The 19,173-nt window shown below is 62.3% G+C and carries 14 protein-coding genes; 7 read left to right on the top strand and 7 right to left on the bottom strand.

Annotation, left to right across the window (positions count from 1 at the left end; genetic code table 11):
• Positions 1-141 precede the first annotated feature (141 nt).
• Positions 142-1,725, bottom strand: coding sequence for a peptide chain release factor 3 (locus MUM_RS0124280; protein ID WP_010175060.1), 1,584 nt, complete (start codon positions 1,723-1,725; stop codon positions 142-144).
• Positions 1,726-2,056: 331 nt separating this feature from the next.
• Here MUM_RS0124280 and MUM_RS0124275 point away from each other — a divergent pair, with 331 nt between their 5' ends.
• The 5 genes from MUM_RS0124275 to MUM_RS0124255 all read left to right on the top strand — a co-directional run bounded on the left by MUM_RS0124275 (position 2,057) and on the right by MUM_RS0124255 (position 7,182).
• Positions 2,057-2,773 (top strand): ABC transporter permease, encoded by a 717-nt coding sequence (locus MUM_RS0124275; protein WP_010175058.1) that lies wholly within the window; start codon positions 2,057-2,059, stop codon positions 2,771-2,773.
• 21 nt (positions 2,774-2,794) lie between these two features.
• Positions 2,795-3,688: a glycine betaine ABC transporter substrate-binding protein gene (locus MUM_RS0124270; protein WP_010175057.1), complete on the top strand. Its 894-nt coding sequence runs from the start codon at positions 2,795-2,797 to the stop codon at positions 3,686-3,688.
• A gap of 11 nt (positions 3,689-3,699) precedes the next feature.
• Positions 3,700-4,353: an ABC transporter permease gene (locus MUM_RS0124265; protein WP_010175055.1), complete on the top strand. Its 654-nt coding sequence runs from the start codon at positions 3,700-3,702 to the stop codon at positions 4,351-4,353.
• Positions 4,350-5,507: an osmoprotectant ABC transporter ATP-binding protein OsmV gene (locus MUM_RS0124260; protein WP_003215971.1), complete on the top strand. Its 1,158-nt coding sequence runs from the start codon at positions 4,350-4,352 to the stop codon at positions 5,505-5,507. Before MUM_RS0124265 ends, MUM_RS0124260 begins: the two co-directional genes overlap by 4 nt.
• Before the next feature lie 511 nt (positions 5,508-6,018).
• On the top strand, positions 6,019-7,182 hold the full coding sequence (locus MUM_RS0124255) for a type III PLP-dependent enzyme (protein WP_010175053.1): 1,164 nt from the start codon (positions 6,019-6,021) through the stop codon (positions 7,180-7,182).
• A gap of 50 nt (positions 7,183-7,232) precedes the next feature.
• Here MUM_RS0124255 and MUM_RS0124250 read toward each other — a convergent pair whose 3' ends face one another.
• Together MUM_RS0124250 and MUM_RS0124245 are read right to left on the bottom strand one after the other, a co-directional pair.
• Entirely contained in the window at positions 7,233-7,982 is a 750-nt protein-coding gene (locus MUM_RS0124250) for a tetratricopeptide repeat protein (RefSeq protein ID WP_010175050.1), read from the bottom strand.
• A 2-nt stretch (positions 7,983-7,984) separates the two neighbouring features.
• Complete coding sequence (locus MUM_RS0124245) at positions 7,985-8,665, bottom strand: Fe2+-dependent dioxygenase (protein WP_010175048.1); 681 nt, start codon at positions 8,663-8,665, stop codon at positions 7,985-7,987.
• A gap of 219 nt (positions 8,666-8,884) precedes the next feature.
• On the opposite strand from MUM_RS0124245, the gene MUM_RS0124240 reads away from it, so the two are divergent.
• Positions 8,885-11,179: a TonB-dependent receptor gene (locus tag MUM_RS0124240; protein ID WP_010175047.1), complete on the top strand. Its 2,295-nt coding sequence runs from the start codon at positions 8,885-8,887 to the stop codon at positions 11,177-11,179.
• A 135-nt stretch (positions 11,180-11,314) separates the two neighbouring features.
• Complete coding sequence (locus MUM_RS0124235; RefSeq protein WP_029616077.1) at positions 11,315-13,840, top strand: PepSY domain-containing protein; 2,526 nt, start codon at positions 11,315-11,317, stop codon at positions 13,838-13,840.
• 72 nt (positions 13,841-13,912) lie between these two features.
• On the opposite strand, the gene MUM_RS0124230 is transcribed toward MUM_RS0124235, so the two are convergent.
• The 4 genes from MUM_RS0124230 to ptsP form a co-directional block, all read right to left on the bottom strand.
• Positions 13,913-15,454 carry an alkaline phosphatase D family protein gene (locus MUM_RS0124230; protein ID WP_010175043.1) on the bottom strand — a complete coding sequence of 514 codons (1,542 nt, stop codon included), beginning with the start codon at positions 15,452-15,454 and terminating at the stop codon, positions 13,913-13,915.
• Between the two features lie 55 nt (positions 15,455-15,509).
• Positions 15,510-17,219 (bottom strand): PTS fructose-like transporter subunit IIB, encoded by a 1,710-nt coding sequence (locus tag MUM_RS0124225; RefSeq protein WP_010175040.1) that lies wholly within the window; start codon positions 17,217-17,219, stop codon positions 15,510-15,512.
• 11 nt (positions 17,220-17,230) lie between these two features.
• Positions 17,231-18,151, bottom strand: coding sequence for a 1-phosphofructokinase (pfkB, locus tag MUM_RS0124220; RefSeq protein WP_010175038.1), 921 nt, complete (start codon positions 18,149-18,151; stop codon positions 17,231-17,233).
• Positions 18,152-19,173, bottom strand: a 1,022-nt coding sequence (ptsP, locus tag MUM_RS0124215) for a phosphoenolpyruvate--protein phosphotransferase (RefSeq protein ID WP_010175036.1), incomplete at its 5' end; no start/stop codon positions are given. It lies immediately after the preceding gene.

Here is a 19,173-nt window from a genome sequence, read left to right as displayed (position 1 = left end):
AATTGCGTACGACGGCTGTCCGCCGTCGCCTTGCTTCAAGCTAGTCCCGAACTGAAGTTTTCGCCAATGAAACAACCCGGATAGCAGCCAAAGAAAAAGGCGAAGCCATCACCGCTTCGCCCTCTCTTATATCGCTAACCCTTAGTGATGCTCGCGGGTCGCGCGGAATTTCACATCCGGCCAGCGCTCTTCCATCAGCGCCAGGTTGACCCGGGTCGGGGCCAGGTAGGTCAAGTGACCACCGCCGTCGATCGCCAGGTTTTCCACGGCCTTGATCTTGAACTCTTCCAGCTTCTTCTTATCGCTGCAATCGATCCAGCGCGCGGAGTACACGGTGATCGGCTCGTAGGAGCATTCGACCTTGTATTCCTCTTTCAGGCGACTGGCCACCACATCGAACTGCAGCACACCGACGGCGCCGAGGATGATGTCGTTGCTGCGTTCCGGGAAGAACACCTGGGTCGCGCCCTCTTCTGCCAACTGCTGCAAACCCTGGCGCAGTTGCTTGGATTTCAGCGGGTCACGCAGGCGTACGCGGCGGAACAGTTCCGGGGCGAAGTGCGGGATACCGGTGAAGCCCAGTACTTCGCCTTCGGTGAACGTGTCACCGATCTGGATGGTGCCGTGGTTGTGCAAGCCGATGATGTCGCCGGCAAACGCCTCTTCCAGTTGCTCACGCTCGGAGGAGAAGAAGGTCAGGGCATCGCCGATGCGCACGTCCTTGCCGGTACGCACGTGGCGCATCTTCATGCCTTTCTCGTATTTGCCGGAGCAGATGCGCATGAAGGCGATACGGTCGCGGTGCTTGGGGTCCATGTTCGCCTGGATCTTGAACACGAAGCCGGCAAACTTCTCTTCCACCGGCTCCACGGTACGCTCGTTGGCAACACGGGCCAGCGGCTTGGGTGCCCAATTGACCACGGCGTCCAGCACGTGATCGACACCGAAGTTGCCCAGGGCGGTACCGAAGAACACCGGCGTCAGCTGGCCGTCGAGGAATTCCTGCTGGTTAAACTCGTGGCAGGCGCCCTGCACCAGTTCCAGCTGGTCGACAAACCGGTCGTACTCGTCACCCAGGTGGGCGCGGGCTTCGTCGGAGTCGAGCTTCTCGATGATTTTCACATCGGTACGTTCGTGGCCATGGCCGGCGGTGTACACGATGATGTAGTCGTCAGCCAGGTGGTACACGCCCTTGAAGTCGCGGTAGCAACCAATCGGCCAAGTGATCGGCGCGGCCTTGATCTTCAGGACGGCTTCGATTTCGTCCAGCAGTTCGATCGGGTCGCGGATGTCACGGTCGAGTTTGTTGATAAAGCTGACAATCGGCGTGTCCCGCAGGCGGCAGACGTCCATCAGCGCGATGGTCCGTGGCTCAACGCCTTTACCGCCGTCGAGGACCATCAGTGCCGAGTCCACCGCCGTCAGGGTGCGGTAGGTGTCTTCGGAGAAGTCTTCGTGGCCCGGGGTGTCGAGCAGGTTGATCATGTGGTCACGATACGGGAACTGCATGACCGACGTGGTGATGGAGATACCACGCTGCTTTTCCATTTCCATCCAGTCAGAGGTGGCATGGCGGTCGGATTTGCGGGATTTCACCGTGCCGGCCACCGCGATCGCCTTGCCCATCAGCAACAGCTTCTCGGTGATGGTGGTTTTACCGGCATCGGGGTGGGAAATAATGGCGAAAGTGCGGCGTTTCGCGACTTCGGCGGCCTGGTGGGTCATGGGAAATCGCCTGGCAGGTGAGTCAAAAAAGGGCGGCGAGTATAGCGCAAACCCGGGGTGACGGACCACCGTTCACCCCATTGGGGGTGGCTAATTGCTGCCAAGTATGGAACCTTTTAAAAGGTAGAGACGTCCACTCCCCTGCTACCGCACTCGTAACAGGGGCTGAAAAATCAGCAAGTTAGCCTGACGAGGCTGCGCTCATGGCTCGACCGCATACCGCGTTGCCGGTAGGGGCGAGCTGCTATTCGCGACCACATTCGCCGACAGCCAGGAATGGCATTGCCGCTCGGAAATGTGTTCGCCGACAAAAGAAAAAAGGAGTCCGCCTGTGGCTATTCGCTATGGCAAAGGGCTGATAGGAGGAGCGGTTGTCGTCGCTCTCCTGGCCCTGCTGGTCCACTGGATCGGCATCAACACGATCGAACTGTACCGCGACGATTTGTTGTTTTACCTGCAAGCTCACTTGATCCTCGTCCTTGTTTCGATGCTGGCCGCCCTGATCGTAGGGATTCCCGCCGGTATTCTGCTCAGCCGACCGACTATGGTCGGGCGCGCAGAACGCTTCATGCAGATCTTCAACATCGGCAATACCGTCCCTCCCCTGGCCGTACTGGCCATCGCCCTCGGTGTCCTTGGCATCGGCAGCGGCCCCGCGATCTTCGCGCTGTTCCTCGCCTCGTTGCTGCCCATCGTGCGCAACACCTATGAAGGCCTGAAAAACGTTCAAGGTTCCCTCAAGGAAGCCGCCGTCGGCATCGGCATGACGCCGCGCCAGGTGCTGTTTCGCGTCGAGCTGCCCAACGCCGTGCCGATCATCATCGGCGGTGTGCGCGTGGCCCTGGCGATCAATGTCGGTACCGCGCCCCTGGCGTTCCTGATTGGCGCCAACAGCCTGGGCAGCCTGATCTTCCCCGGCATCGCCCTGAACAATCAGCCGCAACTGTTGCTCGGCGCCGCGTGCACCGCGCTGCTGGCCTTGCTGCTCGACGGTCTGGTGACCATGGCCAGCCGCCTTTGGCTGGAACGCGGGTTGCGTCCGTCTTAAGGCTTTGGCAAAGGAATTCACATGAAAAAACTGACATTGATATTGAGCTGCGTCCTGCTGTTCGCAGGGTTTGCGCAAGCCGCTGAAAAACCGGTCATTCGCATCGGCGCCCGGGTGTTCACCGAACAGACCCTGCTCGCTGAAATCACCTCCCAGTACCTGCGCACCAAGGGTTACGACACCCGTGTGACCGGCGGCCTGGGCAGCAACCTGGCGCGCAGTGCCCAGGAAAGCGGGCAACTGGACCTGATCTGGGAATACACCGGCGTGTCGCTGGTGGCCTACAACCACGTCGACGAGAAGCTCGACAGCGAACAGTCCTACGCCCGGGTGAAAGAACTCGACGCGAAAAAAGGCCTGGTCTGGCTCTCCCCGTCGAAATTCAGCAACACCTACGCCCTGGCGCTGCCAGAGAACGTGGCCAAGGAATTCCCGCAGATCAACAGCATCAGCGACCTGACCAGCGCCCTGGCCGAGAAGACCAAGGGCACACGCCTGGTGGCCCTGGACACTGAGTTCGCCAACCGTTCCGACGGCATGGCCGGCATGGTCAAGCTGTACGACATGAACCTGACCCGCAAGAACACCCGGCAAATGGACGCCGGCCTGGTCTACACCGCGCTGCGTAATGGCCAGGTGTTTGCCGGTTTGGTCTACACCACCGACGGTCGCCTGAACGCCTTCAAATTGAAGCTGCTGGATGACGACAAGCATTACTTCCCGGACTACACCGCAGCCCCCGTGGTGCGTCAGGTTTACCTCGACGCTCACCCGCAACTGGCCGCCGACCTCAAGCCACTGGCTGCGCTGTTCGACGACGAAACCATGCGCCAGCTGAATGCGCGGGTCGACGTCGACCATGAAAGCCCATCCGCTGTGGCCGCAGATTTCCTGCGCCAGCATCCGATCAACTAAGAGGAGAAGACATGGAATTCCTGAACGCCTTTTCCCATCTTGATTGGGCACTCGTCCTGCAACTGACCTGGCAGCACATCACCCTGGTCGGCATCGCAGTCATCCTGGCCATCGTCGTGGGCGTGCCCCTGGGCGTGCTGATGACCCGCTTCCCGACCCTCGCCGGCCCGTTGCAAGCCAGCGCCACGGTGCTGCTGACCGTGCCGTCCATCGCGCTGTTCGGCCTGCTGCTGCCGTTCTACTCCAAGTTCGGCCAGGGCCTGGGGCCGATGCCGGCGATCACCGCCGTGTTCCTCTACTCCCTGCTGCCCATCATGCGTAACACCTACCTCGCCCTCACCGGCGTGGAACCGGGCATCCGCGAAGCCGCCAAAGGCATCGGCATGACCTTCGGCCAGCGCCTGCGCATGGTCGAACTGCCGATTGCCGTGCCGGTGATCCTCGCCGGTGTGCGCACCGCCGTCGTCATGAACATTGGTGTGATGACCATCGCCGCCACCATCGGCGCCGGTGGCCTGGGTGTACTTATTCTGGCTTCCATCAGCCGCAGCGACATGTCGATGCTGATCGTTGGTGCCGTACTGGTCAGTCTCCTGGCCATCTTCGCCGACCTGCTTCTGCAATGGCTGCAACGCACGCTGACTCCAAAAGGACTGCTCAAATGATCGAACTTCAAAACCTGACCAAGACCTTCCAAAGCAACGGCAAGACCATCACCGCCGTTGATTCCGTAAGCCTGACCGTCAACGAAGGCGAGATTTGCGTATTCCTCGGTCCCTCGGGCTGCGGCAAGAGCACCACACTGAAGATGATCAACCGCCTGATCAAGCCGACCTCCGGCAAGATCCTGATCAATGGCGAAGACACCACCGACCTCGACGAAGTGACCCTGCGTCGCAACATCGGCTATGTGATCCAGCAGATCGGCCTGTTCCCGAACATGACCATCGAAGAGAACATCGTGGTGGTGCCCAAGCTGCTGGGCTGGGACAAGCAGAAATGCCACGACCGCGCCCGCGAGTTGATGAGCATGATCAAGCTGGAGCCCAAGCAGTACCTGCACCGCTACCCGCGTGAGCTGTCGGGTGGCCAGCAACAGCGGATCGGCGTGATTCGCGCCCTGGCGGCGGATGCCCCGCTGCTGCTGATGGATGAGCCGTTCGGCGCGGTCGACCCGATCAACCGCGAGATGATCCAGAACGAGTTCTTCGAGATGCAACGCGCGCTGAACAAGACCGTGATCATGGTCAGCCACGACATCGACGAAGCCATCAAGCTGGGTGACAAGATCGCGATCTTCCGCGCCGGCAAGCTGCTGCAGATCGATCACCCGGACACCCTGCTGGCCCACCCTGCCGACGAATTCGTCAGCAACTTTGTTGGCCAGGACAGCACCCTCAAGCGCCTGTTGCTGGTGAAAGCCGAAGATGCGGCGGACAACGCGCCGTCGGTCAGCCCGGAGACGCCGGTGGCGGAGGCCCTGGAGCAGATGGACGAACTGGACCGTCGCTACGTGGTGGTCACCGATGCCGAGAACAAGGCGCTGGGTTATGTGCGACGTCGCGACCTGCACCGTCAGACCGGTACCTGCGGCCAGTACCTGCGCGAGTTCAACGCCACGGCGGCGTATGACGAGCATTTGCGCATCCTGTTGTCGCGCATGTACGAGTTCAACCGCTCGTGGTTGCCGGTGATGGACGCGGAGCGGGTGTTCCTCGGGGAAGTGACCCAGGAGTCGATTGCCGAGTACTTGAGCTCCGGTAAGTCCCGTGGGGGCAAGACCAGCATTGTTTCGCCGGCCGAGACAGCACTGGCCTGATAAATCTGCTTCTGTAGCGAGGGGGCTTGTCCCCCGTTGGGCTGCGCAGCAGCCCCATTAACTCCCCGCGTTTTTTCAGACAAAAAGCGGTGGCAGGTTTTGGGGGCCGCTACGCAGCCCAACGGGGGACAAGCCCCCTCGCCACAAAAGCCCTCGCTAACCAGCAGTTTCCCATTCAAATTGCCCCGTCGGGGGAACATCAATCCGTCATACCGGTCGGTTACATAAGTAGCTGCAGGCGGCCTCACGACGAACGCGTGCAAAAACGCGACATTTTTAGTTGATCTATAGCCCCTCACGTCCTAAAGTTCGCGCCGAACGTCCATGCTGGAAACGATCCATCCGGCTCAAGTACTGACGACGAGACAGCAAGGCCAAGGGAAGCGGTTGATCCCATGGCCTTTTTGCTTTCGGCGACATGCCTTGGGAAGTAGGCGAACCAAAGTGGGGATACGGAGGACGTTCATTTGCACCCATTGATCAATTTAGTTTGCCAGTAGGAGTTCCCAGCATGTCGATCCAGGTCGAAGACTATTTCGCGCGCGCCACTTTTGACAAAATGAAGGCGTTCGCCGATACCCAGGAAACCCCGTTCGTGGTGATCGACACCGCGATGATCAGCCAGGCCTACGATGACCTGCGCGCCGGTTTCGAATTCGCCAAGGTGTACTACGCCGTCAAGGCCAACCCGGCCGTTGAGATCATCGACCTGCTCAAAGACAAAGGTTCGAGCTTCGACATCGCGTCGATCTACGAACTGGACAAGGTCATGGACCGCGGCGTCAGCCCGGACCGTATCAGCTACGGCAACACCATCAAGAAATCCAAGGACATCCGCTACTTCTACGAGAAGGGCGTGCGCCTGTTCTCCACCGACTCCGAAGCCGACCTGCGCAACATCGCCAAGGCGGCCCCGGGCTCGAAAGTCTATGTGCGCATCCTGACCGAAGGCTCGACCACGGCCGACTGGCCGCTGTCGCGCAAATTCGGCTGCCAGACCGACATGGCCATGGACCTGCTGATCCTCGCCCGCGACCTGGGCCTGGTGCCTTACGGCATCTCCTTCCACGTCGGTTCGCAGCAACGTGACATCAGCGTGTGGGACGCGGCGATCGCCAAGGTCAAAGTGATCTTCGAACGCCTGAAGGAAGAAGACGGCATCCACCTCAAGCTGATCAACATGGGCGGTGGCTTCCCGGCCAACTACATCACCCGCACCAACAGCCTGGAAACCTACGCCGAGGAAATCATCCGCTTCCTCAAGGAAGACTTCGGTGACGACCTGCCGGAAATCATCCTGGAACCGGGCCGTTCGTTGATCGCCAACGCCGGCATCCTGGTCAGTGAAGTGGTATTGGTTGCGCGTAAATCCCGCACCGCCGTCGAGCGTTGGGTATACACCGACGTGGGCAAATTCTCCGGCCTGATCGAAACCATGGACGAAGCCATCAAGTTCCCGATCTGGACCGAGAAGAAAGGCGAGATGGAAGAAGTGGTCATCGCCGGCCCGACCTGCGACAGCGCCGACATCATGTACGAGAACTACAAGTACGGCCTGCCGCTCAACCTGGCGATTGGTGACCGGATGTACTGGTTGTCCACCGGTGCGTACACCACCAGCTACAGCGCGATTGAATTCAATGGCTTCCCGCCGCTGAAATCGTTCTACCTGTAAGCCGGCGGCAAACAAAAAACCCATGACGCGTCATGGGTTTTTTTGTGGGTTCAGGAAAGCTCGGCGGTGCGTCGCTGGTAGGCCACAGCCATCGCCCGAATCTGCGGGTCGTTGGCGGCAGACAACGCCTTGTGCGCCACACGCAAGAACTTCAGATTCCCGCCCGCCAGCGCCTTGCGCAGCCACTCCAGCGCAGCGTCGACCTGGCCGCGATCCGCCAACACCGCCGCATAACTGAACTGCCCGCGAAAATCCCCGCCTTGCGCCGACCGGCGATACCACGCCACCGCCGCCTCCAGATCCCTGGGGCAAAACTGCCCTTCTTCCAGATAACGCCCCAGCAGGTTCATTGACTTGGCATGGCCCAGTTCCGCTGCCTGTCGATAACACGCCAGCGCCAGGCCTTGGTCTTCGGCAACCCCGCGCCCGGTCGCCAGCAGGTTGGCGTAGTTATACAACCCCCAATCCAACCCGCCTTCTGCCGCCAGACGATATTCCCGCGCAGCCGCCACCGCATCCGCCGTGCAACCCCAGCCATGCTCCAGGCAACGCCCGAGCATGTTGCGCGCCATCAAGTGCCCGCCTTGGGCCGCGATGCGGAACCAGCGCCCCGCCAGCGCTTCATCGCGCTCGATGCCGCGCCCTTCCAGCAGGATTTGCCCAAGCAGCGCCTGGGCATCCACCACGCCCTCCTTCGCCGCGATCAAAATCGCCTGGGCGGCCCGCACCGGGGAGTCGTCGAGCATGCTCTGCAATTGCTCAACGTTGAGGACTTCTTCACGACGCAATAAAAAGCCCACGGTCAGACCTCAACCCAGCGGCGCAGCAGGTTGTGATAGGTGCCGGTGAGCTGGATCAGCGCCGGGTGGTCGGGCACGTCCCGGCTCAGTTGCTGGATCGCCCCGTCCATCTCGAACAGCAAGGTGCGCTGGCTGTCTTCGCGCACCAGGCTTTGGGTCCAGAAAAACGAAGCGTAACGCGCGCCACGGGTCACGGCGTTGACCTTGTGCAGGCTGGAACCGGGGTACAGCACCATGTCGCCCGCCGGCAACTTGACCCGTTGCAAGCCGAAGGTGTCCTGGATTTCCAGCTCGCCGCCGTCGTAGTCGTCGGGGTCGCTGAAAAACACGGTGGAGGACAGGTCAGTGCGCACGCGCTCGTGGCTGCCTTTGGACTGGCGCACAGCGTTGTCGATATGGAAGTCGAAACTGCCACCCGCCGTGTAACAGTTGAGCAACGGAGGGATGACCTTGTGCGGTAACGCCGCCGACATAAACAAAGGATTTTTCCACAGTCGATCGAGGATCGCCGCGCCGATTTCCTTTGCCAGCGGGTGGCCTTCCGGCAGTTGCAGGTTGTGTTTGGCCTTGGCCGATTGATGACCGGCAGTGATTTTGCCGTCGGCCCAATCGGCCTCCGCCAGGGCTTCGCGGATGCGCAGCACTTCCTCGCGAGAGAACAGGCCGGGAATGTGCAGCAGCATGGGGGCGTTACCTGAAAACAGTGAGACGCCAATGGTAGTGATTCTTATTGACTGTGCACAACCCCACTCCCAGCCAAACGACGAACGAGATCGTAAAAACCGTAAGCAAAAAGTGTAAAGAACGTAAATTCAGTGCGAATAGCAATGTATCGCAATTGATATAAAGTCTTGTTCTCCCTATATTCCGCGGCCTCACCTCCTTGGGGAAAGGACACACTCATGCCGCGCACTTCGATAAAAACACCTGCCAGCTCACCACGGTTGCTGGCCTCGGCCATCGGCGTTGCCATCAGCGCCAGCGCTGTCGCCCAAATGGCGCAAGCCGCTGAAGACACCGAGCAGAAAGGCGAGCGGAACAGCATTTCCCTGGGGGCCACCAGCATCACCGGCCAGGAACAGGACAACACGTCCTACCAGGTCGAAAAAGCCTCTTCGCAGAAGTACACCGCGCCGCTGGTCGACACCCCGCGCTCGGTTACCGTGGTGCCACAGCAAGTACTCAAGGACACCGCCGCCACCTCGTTGCAGGATGCCCTGCGCACCGTACCGGGGATTACCTTCGGCGCCGGTGAAGGCGGCAACCCCCAGGGCGACCGGCCGTTCATTCGCGGCTTTGACGCACAGGGCGACACCTACCTCGACGGCGTGCGCGATACCGGCGGCCAGAGCCGCGAGATCTTCGACATCGAGTCGATCGAAGTCAGCAAAGGCCCCAACTCGTCCTTCGGTGGTCGCGGGTCGGCCGGCGGCAGCCTCAACCTGGTCAGCAAGACGCCACAGGCGCGGGACTTCACCAACGGTGGTTTCACCTACGGCTCCGACCAGACCCGTCGCTACGTGCTCGACGTCAACCGTCAGTTCCTGGACAGTGCGGCGTTCCGCCTGAACCTGATGAGCCACGAACAGAACGTCGCCGGGCGTGACGCCGTCAACTACGACCGTTGGGGTGTGGCCCCGTCGCTGACCTTCGGCCTGGGCACCCCGACCCGCGTCAACTTCAGCTACTACCACATGGAAAGCAACGACCTGCCGGATTCGGGCATTCCGTATGGCTACAGCAACAGCGGCGCCAGAGCTGCCCATGTGCATGACAAACCCACCGACGGCGGCGACAGCAACAACTTCTACGGCCTCAAGGATCGCGACTTCCGCAAGACCCGCGCCGACATCAGTACGTTCTCCATCGAGCACGACCTGAACGACAACCTGACGCTGAAAAACACCCTGCGCCATGGCAACACCGGCCAGGACTACATCGTCACCCAACCGGACGACAGCCAGCACAACGTCAATCAGTTCGGCACCGTGTGGCGGCGCGCGAACACTCGCGTATCCACCACCGAAACCACCACCAACCAGACCGACCTGTTTGGCAGCTTCCAGGCCTTCGGCTTCAAGAACACCTACTCCACCGGCCTGGAATTCACCGGCGAAGAAACCCGCTACAGCGGCTACACCGTCAGCCCGAACAGCAACCCCGGTTGCCCGGCGCCCGGCAAAGGTGGCCAGTGCACCTCGCTGGGTAACCCGAACCCGGACGATGCCTGGACCGGCAGCATTGCGCGCAACTACAACGGCACCAACACCAAGGCCACCAGCCGCGCCGCCTATGTATTCGACACCATCGAACTGGACCCGCAATGGCTGCTGAACGTTGGCCTGCGCTACGACACCTTCGACACCGTGGCCAACACCAATGCGGTGCCGACCGCCACCGTCAAGGCCCGCAGCAAAATCAAGAACGACAGCCAATTCTTCAACTGGCAGGCCGGCCTGGTCTGGAAGCCACTGGATAACGGCAGCATCTATGCCTCCTACGCGACCTCGGCCTCGCCTGCCGGCGGCCTGGTAGGCGAAGGCGCAGACGGCAACCCGCTGTCTGCCGGTGCCGCCACCAGCGACCTGAAACCCGAAGAGACCGTCAACTACGAACTGGGCACCAAGTGGGACCTGTTCCACGATCGCCTGTCCCTGACCGCCGCGGTGTTCCGCACCGAGAAGAAAAACACGCGGATCCTGGTAGACGCGCTGACCTATGAAAACGGCGGCGAATCCCGTGTGGACGGCCTGGAGTTGTCCGCCAGCGGCAAGCTCACCGATCAATGGCAAGTGTTCGCCGGCTACAGCTACCTGAAAAGCGAACTGGTGGACCCGGGCTTGAACGGCCGGAACGGCGTCATCAGCGCGGGCTCCAACAAAGGCAACCAAATGCCCAACACGCCGAAGAACACCTTCAGCCTGTGGACAACCTATGACGTGACCCCAAAACTGACCGTCGGCGGCGGCGCATTCTATGTCGACGAAGTCTATGGCGATGCCGGCAACACCGTTTACGTGCCGTCGTACACCCGCTACGACGCCATGGCCAGCTACAAGCTGACCAAGAACGTGGACCTGCAATTGAACGTGCAGAACCTCACCGACAAGACCTACTACGACAAGGCCTACGCGGCACACTTCGCCAACCAGGCCGCCGGCCGCACGGCGATGCTGACCACCAGTTTCCATTTCTAAACCGATACAAATCACCGCACAAAACCCCACGCATCGGATGCGTGGGGTTTTTGCATGTAAAAAAGAATCTTTCTCGAATACTCGCGGCATAATGCGCGCCGTGAGCCACCTAACCTGATGACGAGGCCGTACGACGTGTTGAAGAAAACCCTGTTCCAGTTGCATTGGTTCTTCGGCATTACCGCCGGGCTGGTGTTGGCCTTGATGGGGATCACCGGCGCGACGGTGTCGTTCCAGGACGAAATCATCGAGGCGCTGAACCCGACCGTGTTGACGGTGGAAAAGCGTCCGGCCGGCGTACTGCCGCCCGCTGAACTGGTGCGCCTGCTGGAAGCCCGTGAAGGCAAAGTGGTGTCGATGCTCACGGTGCAACCCGACAGCACCAACGCCGCCAAGGTCTGGTTCACCCCGCCACCCGGTGAACGCCGGGGCCAGATGCGCTACTTCGACCCGTACACCGGCGATTACCTGGGCGACCCGGTCGGCCAGGACTTCTTCGGCTTCGTGCTGCAACTGCACCGCTTCCTCGCCATCGGCGACACCGGCCGGCAAATCACCGGCGCCTGCACATTGATCCTGGTGTTCTTCTGCCTCTCGGGCCTGTACCTGCGCTGGCCGCGCCAGGTGGCAAGCTGGCGCGCGTGGCTGACCCTGGACTGGCGTAAAAAAGGCCGCAGCTTCAACTGGGACCTGCACTCGGTGTTCGGCACCTGGTGCCTTTTGTTCTATCTGTTGGCGGCGATGACCGGGCTGTTCTGGTCTTACGAGTGGTACAGCAACGGCTTGACCAAGCTGCTGTCCGACGCCCCGCAGAACGAACGGGTGCGCAAGCGCGGCCCGGCGCCGGAAGGCCCCGCGCCCGTGGCCAATTACGACGCGATCTGGAGCAGCATCTACAGCAACGCCGGGCCAGGCCTGAGCGGCTATAACATCCGCATGCCAGCGGTCGCCGGCCAACCGGCCACCGTCTACTACTTGCTGAAGACCTCGCCCCACGACCGCGCACTGAACCAGATCAACCTCGACCCGGCCACCGGCGAGGTCAAGTCTCATGAGACCTACGCTGGCAAAAGCTTCAAGGCACAGATCCTGACCAGCATCTATGCGCTGCACACCGGCAGCTACTTCGGCCTGCCCGGGCGGATCATCCTGACGTTCACCGCGCTGCTGATGCCGCTGTTCTTCATCACCGGCTGGCTGTTGTACCTGGACCGTCGCCGCAAGAAGCGCCAGGTCCGTGAGGCACGCAAAGGCCTGACCGACAACCACAGCGACGCGCCGGCCTGGCTGATCGGTTTTGCCAGCCAGAGCGGCTTTGCCGAGCAACTGGCCTGGCAGACCGCCGGGCAATTGCAAGCCGCCGGCTTGCCGGTGAATGTGCAGTCACTGGGCAGCGTCAGCGAAGAAGACTTGCGCCAGTCGAGCCATGCGCTGTTCGTGGTCAGCACCTTCGGCGACGGCGAAGCCCCCGACAGCGCCCGTGGTTTCGAGCGCAGCGTGCTCGGCCAGGACCTGTCCCTCAAGGGCTTGAACTACTCGGTGCTGGCCCTGGGAGACCGTCAGTATCAACACTTCTGCGGCTTCGCCCGGCGCCTGCATTTCTGGCTGACCAACCAGGGCGGCAACCCGCTGTTCGCCCCGGTGGAAGTCGACAGTGGCGACACCGATGCGCTGCTGCACTGGCAACAACAACTGGGCCAACTGACCGGCCATGCACCCGCCGCAGCCTGGGCCACCGCGACCTATGAAAACTGGACGCTGAACCAGCGCACCTTGCTCAATCCCGACAGCAGTGGCTCCGGCGTCTATCTGCTTGGGCTCACCCCGCCCGCCCCCCGGGATTGGCTGGCCGGTGACCTGGTGGAAGTGCTGCCGCGCAATTGCCCGTGGGCCATCGAGCATTTCCTCGAAGGCCTGGGGCTCGCCGGCAGCGAAGGTGTCGTCATCGACGGCCTGGCGCATACCCTCGACCAGGCGTTGGCCAGCCGCCAACTGCCGGACAATCGCGCGCATCTGGTGGGCCTGCATGCCCAGGCGCTGGTCAATGCGCTGGTGCCGTTGAGCATGCGCGAATACTCCATCGCCTCGATCGCCAGCGACGGCGTGCTGGAACTGATCGTGCGCCAGGAACGTCACGCCGACGGCGGCCTGGGCGTGGCGTCCGGCTGGCTGACGGAACATGCGCCGATGGGTTCGGCGATCAGCCTGCGCCTGCGACGCAACAGTGGCTTCCACCTGCCGACCGCGCCGGTACCGATGATCCTGTTGGGCAACGGCACCGGTCTGGCCGGGTTGCGCAGCCTGCTCAAGGCAAGGATTGCCGACGGCCAGCAGCGCAACTGGCTGCTGTTTGGCGAACGCAATATCGCCCACGACTACCATTGCCAGGACGAGCTGCAAGGCTGGTTGGCCAGCGGCGACCTGGCGATGCTGGACCTCGCGTTTTCCCGGGACCAGGCCGAAAAAATCTACGTTCAGGACCGCCTGCGTGAGTCGGCGGATGGGCTGCGTAAATGGATCGCCGAGGGCGCAGCGATTTATGTCTGCGGCAGTCTGCAGGGCATGGCGGCGGGTGTGGATCAGGTGCTGCACGATGTGCTGGGCAGCGAGGCGGTTGAGCGGTTGATAGAGCAGGGCCGCTATCGCCGGGATGTTTACTGATGTCCTCCAGACAATGAAGGTCAACTGTGGGAGCTGGCAAGCCAGCTCCCACATGTTTAATTGCACTCCAAATCAGGCGGGCTGCAGCTTCTGCTCAAACACCGACACCCCATCCAGGTCCCGCAAAATCACCGTCAGCTCCGCCGTCTGCCCATCAATCTGCACCTCGCCAAAAAACTGGAACCCGGCAAACGGCGAGCTGTTCTGCACGGTCGGTGCCTTCTCGAACACCACTTCCGGGCCAAAGGTTTTATCCAGCGGGTTAGGCCCGAAACTCCCGGCATTCAGCGGCCCGGCGACGAACTCCCAGAACGGCTCAAAGTCCTGGAACGCCGCCCGGTCCGGATGGTAATGATGGGCTGCGCAGTAGTGCACATCCGCCGTCAGCCACACGTGATTACGTACCTGCTGCGCCCGCAAAAACCCGAGCAATTCGGCGATTTCCAACTCGCGCCCCTGGGCCGGGCCCGGGTCACCGTTGGCGATTGCCTCCCAGCGCGGCACGCCGGGGCTGACTTCGCCGTCGGGCACCCCGAGGCCGATCGGCATGTCGGCAGCGATGACTTTCCACTGGGCCTGGGAGGCCTTCAATTCGCGCTTGAGCCAGTCCAGTTGCTCACGCCCCAGGAAGGGTTTTTCGCCACCCAGGTTGTCGTCGTTCGGCCCGCGATAACTGCGCATGTCCAGCACAAACACATCCAGCAGCGGGCCGTAGCTGAGCTTGCGATAGATGCGCCCGCCCTGGTCGGCGCTTTGCCGGCGCATGGGGGAATACTCCAGCCAGGCCTGGCGTGCGCGGCCCACCAGGGTGTTGATGTCCCGGGTCTTGTAGCGCTCGTCCAGCTGCTTGCTCGGCGACCAGTTGTTGATCACTTCGTGATCGTCCCACTGCCAGATCTGCGGCACTTCGGCGTTGAAGCGGCGCACGTTTTCATCCATCAGGTTGTAGCGGTAGTTGCCCCGGTATTCATTCAGGGTTTCGGCGACTTTGCTTTTGGCTTCGGTGGTGATGTTGCGCCAGATACGCCCGTCTTCGGTGGTCAATTGGGCGGGCACCGGGCCGTCGGCGTAGATGGTGTCGCCGCTGTGGATAAAAAAGTCCGGCAGGCGCAGGCGCATGGCTTCGTAGATGCGCATGCCGCCGATGTCCGGGTTGATACCGAAGCCCTGGCCGACGGTGTCGCCGCTCCACACGAAGCGGATGTCCCGACGCTGTTGCGGCACGCTGCGCAGGTGGCCGAACCAGGGTTCGCTGGCCACACCGGTCTGGGCGTCTTCGAAGTGCACACGGTAGAAAATCGCCTGGTCGACGGGCAGGCCGGTGAGTTCGACACGGGCGGTGAAGTCGGTGCGGCTGTCGGCCAGGGGCGAGACGAATTTGCGCGGGTTGCTGAACACGCTGCGGGTGTCCCACTCCACCACCATCCGTGCCGGGCGGTCGCTGCGGCTCCAGATCATCGCGCGGTCGCCCAGCAGGTCGCCGGACTGCACGCCGTCGGTGAGCTGCGGGCGGTCCTTGACCGAGGCGATCACCGCCGGCGCGAGGCCCGGTAGCAACAGGCCGGCGCCGACGGCTTGCATCACGCGGCGACGGCCGAGGTTGAAGTGGCTCATGCAGGTTCCCTCTTGAGCAGTAAAAGGGAAACTTAAGCATGAAGGGATGAACGGGTTATGACACCGGCGCGACCGTCAGCTCGACCACTTCGGGACGCTTGATCAAGGCATACACCACCGCCGTCAACAAACTCCCCGCCACAATCGCGAACAGGTACAGCAGCGCATGGTTGATCGCATTCGGGATCAGCATCACAAACAGCCCGCCATGGGGCGCCATCAGCTTGCAGCCGAAATACATCGACAGCGCACCGGTCAGCGCGCCACCGGCGATGCTGGCCGGGATTACCCGCAGCGGGTCCTTGGCGGCAAACGGAATCGCGCCTTCAGAGATAAAGCACATGCCGAGGATCAGCGCCGCCTTGCCGGCTTCGCGCTCGGTCTGGGCGAACTTGCGTCGCGCCAGGAAGGTGGCGATGCCCATGCCAATCGGCGGCACCATGCCGGCGGCCATGGTCGCGGCCATCGGCGCGCCGCTCTGGGCCGCCAGCAGTCCGACGGAAAACGCGTAGGCCGCCTTGTTGATCGGCCCGCCAAGATCGACGCACATCATGCCGCCCAGCAAGATGCCCAGCAGCACGGCGTTGGTGGTGCCCATGGTACTGAGGAAATCCGTGAGGCCGGTGAGCATCTTCGCCACCGGCGGCCCCACCAGGTAAATCATCGCCAGGCCCGTGAACAAGCTCGCCAGCAACGGGATGATCAGGATCGGCTTGAGCGCTTCGAGGCTCTGGGGCAAACGGATCGCGCGGCTGATGAATTTGACGCAGTAGCCGGCCAGAAAACCGGCAAATATCCCGCCGATAAAACCCGCGCCCAAGGTGCTGGCCAGCAGGCCGCCGATCATGCCCGGCGCCAGGCCAGGACGGTCGGCAATCGAGTAGGCGATGTAACCCGCCAACAACGGCACCATCAGCATAAAGGCCTGGTCGCCGACGGTTTTCAGTGCGGCGGCCAGGGTGCCTTTTTCTTCAAAGGCATGAATGCCGAACACAAACGACAGGGCGATCAGCAGACCGCCTGCCACCACCATCGGCAGCATGAACGACACACCGGTGAGCAGGTGTTTGTAGACACCGGTTTTCTCCGGCTTGGCAGCGGCACCGCTGGCGGCAGATTCCTGCTTGCCTTCGGCCAGGGCCTTGTTGAGGGTGGCTTCCGATTGCTTGAGCGCGATCCCGGTGCCACAGCGATAGATTTTCTTGCCGGCAAACCGCTCGGTGGCGACTTCGATATCGGCCGCCAGCAGCACCACATCAGCGTCACGAATCGCTTCGGGACTCAGCGGCGTGCGGGCGCCCACCGAACCCTGGGTTTCCACCTGCAGGTCATAACCCAGGCGCTTGGCGGTTTGCTGCAACGCCTCGGCGGCCATGAAGGTATGGGCAACGCCGGTAGGGCACGCCGTGATCGCCACGATGCGCGGCGCACTTTTGGTGGGTGCCGCCTCCGCCACCTGCACCTGGGCCTCTTCGGCCCCGCGACGCAACACCGCGTCCACATCCTGCAGCGCCTGGGCCGGCGTGCTGCGGAATACGCGCTTGCCAACAAAACGCTGCATGTCCACCGGCGTGCTGCTGACCAGCAACACCCACTCGGCGGCTTCAATGGTGGCCGCCGACAATTGGCGTTCCGGGTGCTGCACATCGACCACTTCGACGCTGGTGCTCCAGCCCTGGCGTTGCGCGGCGGCGTCCAGCAAGCGGGCGCACAGCACACTGGTGACCATGCCGTTCGGGCAGGCAGTAACAATGGCTAACTTCATGACCAACCCTCTTATTGTTCTGTCAGCGGGCGCACGTGGACGCCGCTCTGCAAAGTCTCAAGCTGTGCGTCGTCGGTGATGCCAAAGCCGATTTGCGTGACCGCCATCGCGGCAATTGCGGTGGCGCGGCGCAGGGTCAGCTCCAGCGTATCGCCACTGAGCAACCCATGAAGCATCCCGGCCAACAGCGAGTCGCCGGCGCCTACGGTACTGGCCACCGTTACCTTGGGTGGCGTGGCGTGCAGCGCCGTTTCCGGGCTGTACCAGCTCACGCCTGCGGCACCGTCGGAGACCACCACATGCTCCACACCTTGCCGATGCAGTTGGCGGATGGCATCCGTGGAATGACCGAGGGCATCGGCCAGTTCTTCGGTATTGGGTTTGACCAACCACGGGCCGGCCTTCAATCCAGCGCGCAGCGCTTCGCCGCTGGTGTCCAGGGCGACTTTCAAACCGAGGCTTTTCAGCGCTTCCAGCAAATCCTGAAACCACTGCGGGCTGACGCCACGCGGCAAGCTGCCGGCGACCACCACCGCGTCGAATTCAGGGCCGATCACCGCCAGTAGTTTCAGCAGTTGTTTTTGCGCCTGCTCACTCACCCACGGCCCCGGTGCATTGATGTCGGTGACCCGGCCATCCTGTTCAGCAATTTTGATATTGCTACGAGTTTCTCCTGGCACACGAATGAACGCATCGCCAAACCCACGGCTAGCGATCAGTGCATCGAATGCCTGCGGGTTCGCCGCACCAAGAAAGCCGCCCACACTCACCTGATGACCCAGGTCGGCCAGCACCTGCGCCACATTCACACCCTTGCCGGCGGCATGGGTGATCATCGCTTCGCTGCGGTTGACCTCGCCCGGCTCCAGGCGCGCCAGGCGCACCGTCAGGTCCAACGCCGGGTTCAGCGTCAGGCTTAAAATCCTTGCCATTTATACGGCCTCCACAAGGGCTCGCACTTCGGCGGGTGAACCCACCGCCAGTGCTTTTTGCGCCAGGCCGCGGGCCTCGCTCAGACTGAATTCGCGCACACGCGCCTTCACTTCGGGAATGCTGCGCGCCGAGACGCTCAGCTCATCCACACCCAGGCCGATCAGCACCGGAACCGCCAACGGATCGGCCGCCAACTCGCCGCACACGCCGACCCATTTGCCATGGGCATGGGCGGCGCGCACGGTGATGTCGATCAGTTGCAACACCGCCGGGTGCAGGCCATCCGCCTGGGCCGACAGCGTTGGGTGGCCACGGTCGATGGCCAGGGTGTACTGGGTCAGGTCGTTGGTGCCGACGCTGAAGAAGTCCACTTCCCTGGCCAGCACCGGCGCGAGCAAGGCGGCCGACGGCACTTCGATCATGATCCCCAGTTGCAGGTCGGCCACCGGGATTTCCAGGCGCAGGCGCTCGGTCATCTCGCGGGCCTGGCGCCACTCGTCAACGCTGCCGACCATGGGGAACATGATGCGCAGCGGACGGTTGTCCGCCGAGCGCAGCAGTGCGCGCAACTGCGCTTCCATGATCTGCGGGCGTTGCAGGGTCAGGCGAATGCCGCGCACGCCGAGGAAAGGGTTTTCTTCCTTGGCGATCGGCCAGTAAGGCAGCGGTTTGTCGCCGCCCACGTCAAGGGTACGTACCACCAGTGGCCGACCGCCGAGGCCGTCGAGCACGCGGCGGTATTCGGCTTCCTGGGTGGCTTCGTCGGGCGCCTGTTTGTGGGCCATGAAAATCAGCTCGGTGCGCAGCAGGCCAATGCCTTCGGCGCCCTGCTCCACCGCGCTGGCCACCCCGGCGCTTTCGCCGATATTGGCAAACACTTCGACGGCGTGGCCGTCGCGGGTCAGGGCCGGTTCATGACGTTGCGCGGCAGCAGCTTGCAGGCGTTGTTCGCGGGTGTCGCGTTCGACGGTGGCGCGCTGCAAGGTGGCAGCGTCGGCGTCGACATGCAGGCGGCCGCGCT

Source organism: Pseudomonas sp. PAMC 25886 (assembly GCF_000242655.1).
GTDB lineage: Bacteria > Pseudomonadota > Gammaproteobacteria > Pseudomonadales > Pseudomonadaceae > Aquipseudomonas.
The sequence above is the reverse complement of the archived record's forward strand: the minus strand, read 5'-3'. Positions and strand labels throughout refer to the sequence as shown.